The 2648-nt window shown below is 71.8% G+C and carries 2 protein-coding genes and 1 pseudogene; 2 read left to right on the top strand and 1 reads right to left on the bottom strand.

The window, feature by feature from the left end:
* Window positions 1-955 (top strand): YihY/virulence factor BrkB family protein (locus VFZ20_RS29085; protein WP_329687478.1); only part of this gene is annotated, 955 nt, incomplete at its 5' end.
* A gap of 83 nt (window positions 956-1038) precedes the next feature.
* On the opposite strand, the gene VFZ20_RS29080 is transcribed toward VFZ20_RS29085, so the two are convergent.
* Window positions 1039-1338: a hypothetical protein gene (locus VFZ20_RS29080; protein ID WP_329687477.1), complete on the bottom strand. Its 300-nt coding sequence runs from the start codon at window positions 1336-1338 to the stop codon at window positions 1039-1041.
* A gap of 572 nt (window positions 1339-1910) precedes the next feature.
* Between VFZ20_RS29080 and VFZ20_RS29075 the strand changes: the two are divergent.
* Window positions 1911-2648 (top strand): annotated as a pseudogene (locus tag VFZ20_RS29075) (hypothetical protein); the annotation flags it as partial.

Below are 2648 nucleotides of genomic sequence, written 5' to 3'. Positions count from 1 at the left end.
CGCCGTCTTTGACCCGGCGCAGGTGCAGGAGGCCATCCAGACGCAGATGGGAAGCCTGATGGGCTCGTCGGGCGCGCAGGAGATCGGCACCATCCTCAACCAGGCGGAGCGGCCGGGCGGGCGCGGCATCAAGGCCGTGCTGGGCGTGGGCGCGCTCATCCTGGGCGCCACGGGCGCGTTCCTGCAGCTGCAGGGCGCGCTGAACCGCGCGTGGGAGGTGGAGCCGGACCCCAACGCGGGCGGGATCAAGAACTTCGTCTTCAAGCGCCTGCTTTCGCTGGGGATGATCCTGGGCGTCGCGTTCCTGCTGCTGGTGTCGCTGGCCCTGAGCGCCATGGTGTCGGCCATGGGCGGGTTCGCGGGGCGGCTCATCCCCGGCCTGTCGGAGCCCATCCTGTTCCTGTTCGACACGCTCATCACCTTCGTGGTGATCACGGGGCTGTTCGGCGCCATCTTCAAGGTGCTGCCGGACGCGCGCATCGCCTGGAAGGACGTGTGGGTGGGCGCGGTGGCCACGGCCGTGCTCTTTACCATCGGCAAGTTCGGCCTGGGCTTTTACCTGGGCCGCAGCAACCCGGGCGAGGCGTTTGGCGCGGCGGGGTCGCTGGCCCTGGTGCTGGTGTGGATCTACTACTCGTCCATGATCGTGCTCTTTGGCGCGGAGTTCACGCAGCAGTGGGCCGTGAACCGCGGCAGCGGCATCGAGCCGGAAGAGGGCGCGCGCCTCATGGCCGACGAGGTGGGCGATCCCAAGAAGGGCGGAGCCGCCGCGGGGTCCAATCGCAAGGGCAAGTCCGGCAAGAAGGGCGGGTCCGCGCATCACGACCACACGCTCACGCCCAAGGAGGAGAAGGAGGTGGCCGACGCCGCGGCCCAGGCCGCCGCGCGCGCCCAGGCGGCCGCCACGCGCGGCACCGCCGAGCCCGATCCGCCCACCCGCGGCACCGGCGCGTAGCGGACGATCGCGCGGGCAGACGGTTGAAGGCGATGGCGGGTGGATGGATTCCGAACGGAGCCATCCACCCGCTTCTCGTTTCGTCAGCTTCGCCGGCTGATCAGCACGGCGACCGGGGCTCCGTCGCGAACGACGGTGTAGCCGGCCGTGCCCGCCAGGTCGGCCCAGGTCTCCGGCGGGCTCTCGAACGCCCACAGCTCGTCGCCGTCCGCCATCTCCGCGACGAAGCGCTCCCACTCCTCGCGCCATCGTGCGGAGGCGCCCCGCGCCCGTAGCCGCTCCCGTTCGGCCGGGTTCAGCCCTAGCGCATCCATCTCCGCCTCGTGGACGGCTTCCACGGTGGGCGTGGCGATTCGCGCTTTCAACCAGCTGGTCGGGATCATCCGCTGCTTTCTGGGGCTGATGAACCATCGATCGCGGAAGCCGGAGGATATCGCGGATGTGCGACAGACGGCAAGCGGACGCGGTGCATGCGAACTACACCCAGAAGCAAGCTGGGCGCGCAGATCCGGCTCTGAACGGCAACGGCAACTGCATTCTCACGCAGAGCCGCAGAGGGCGCAGAGTACCCCATTTCCGTGAGGAGACGGAGTACTTCGCGTTGTGGCCGGCCCTCGACCGGCGGGCTTTTCCCCCGAACTGCACTCTCACGCAGAGGGAGCAGGGGCAGCAGAGTACCCCATCTCGGCGCAGAAACGGGGGACTCCGCTGCCTTCCCTCCCTCTGCGTAAAATGCCGTGGGGCTCAGCAGATCGGGGCGCCGATCCGTCACGGGGGCGTACCGGATTGGGCGCCGCGCGGCGGAACGGCAACGTTCCTGCGTTGGAACACGCGAACCGCCCGATCTCGACCGATCGCTTCCATGGCCCAGCAACCCGCCGCACCCACACCGACCGCCCGCGCGGACGCATCGCCGCCGCGTGCCGCGCGCCCGTCCCGGCCCCACGCCCGGCGGGTGCGGCGCGTCCTTGCGGGGATCGGCGTGGTGCTCACGGCGCTCTTTCTCTACCTCTTTACCCTGCCGCGGGCCGGGCTGCCGGACGGCACGTTCACCGTGCACGGCGCCGTGGCCACGGGCGTGGCGGCCACGCGGTACCGCGCGGGCCCCATCCGCCGCGCGCTGCTGGGCGAGGGGTGGCGCGACGCGTGGTCCATGCCCATCCAGGTGCCCGTGCTTGACCCGGACACCTTCGCGGGCGGGCTGACGCCCCTCCGCACGGGATCCGGCAACCAGACGCGCAGCCTGCACCTGCGCGGCGCGGACGGCCGCGACTACGTCTTTCGGGTGACGGACAAGGACCAGGGCCGCGGCCTGTCCCCGCTCACGCGCGCCACGTGGGGCCGCGTGCGGCAGGACCAGGTGGGCGCGCTGCATCCCGCCGCCGCCATCGTCGCGGCGGGGCTGATGGACGCCACGGGGCTGCCGCACACGCGCCCACGGCTCGTCGCCATGCCGGACCACCCGCGGCTGGCGGGGCACCGCGCGGCGTTCGCGGGGCGGCTGGGGATCATCGAGGAGAACCCGCGCCACGGCTTCGCGGGGGCCGACCGCGTGGTGGACACGGAGGAGCTGGGCCCCGTGCACCCGGATTCCCTGCACGCGCGGCGGTACCTGGCGGCGCGGCTGATGGACGTGTATCTGGGCGACTGGGACCGTCACGAGGGCCAGTGGCGCTGGGGGCGGATGGACGAC

The organism is Longimicrobium sp. (assembly GCF_036280135.1).
Taxonomy (GTDB): Bacteria; Gemmatimonadota; Gemmatimonadetes; order Longimicrobiales; family Longimicrobiaceae; genus Longimicrobium.
This window is presented reverse-complemented; position numbering and strand designations above follow the sequence as displayed.

Excerpts from the sequence above, each read along its gene's own strand:
- VFZ20_RS29080 (WP_329687477.1), bottom strand. The coding sequence starts at position 1,338 with ATGATCCCGACCAGCTGGTTGAAAGCGCGAATCGCCACGCCCACCGTG.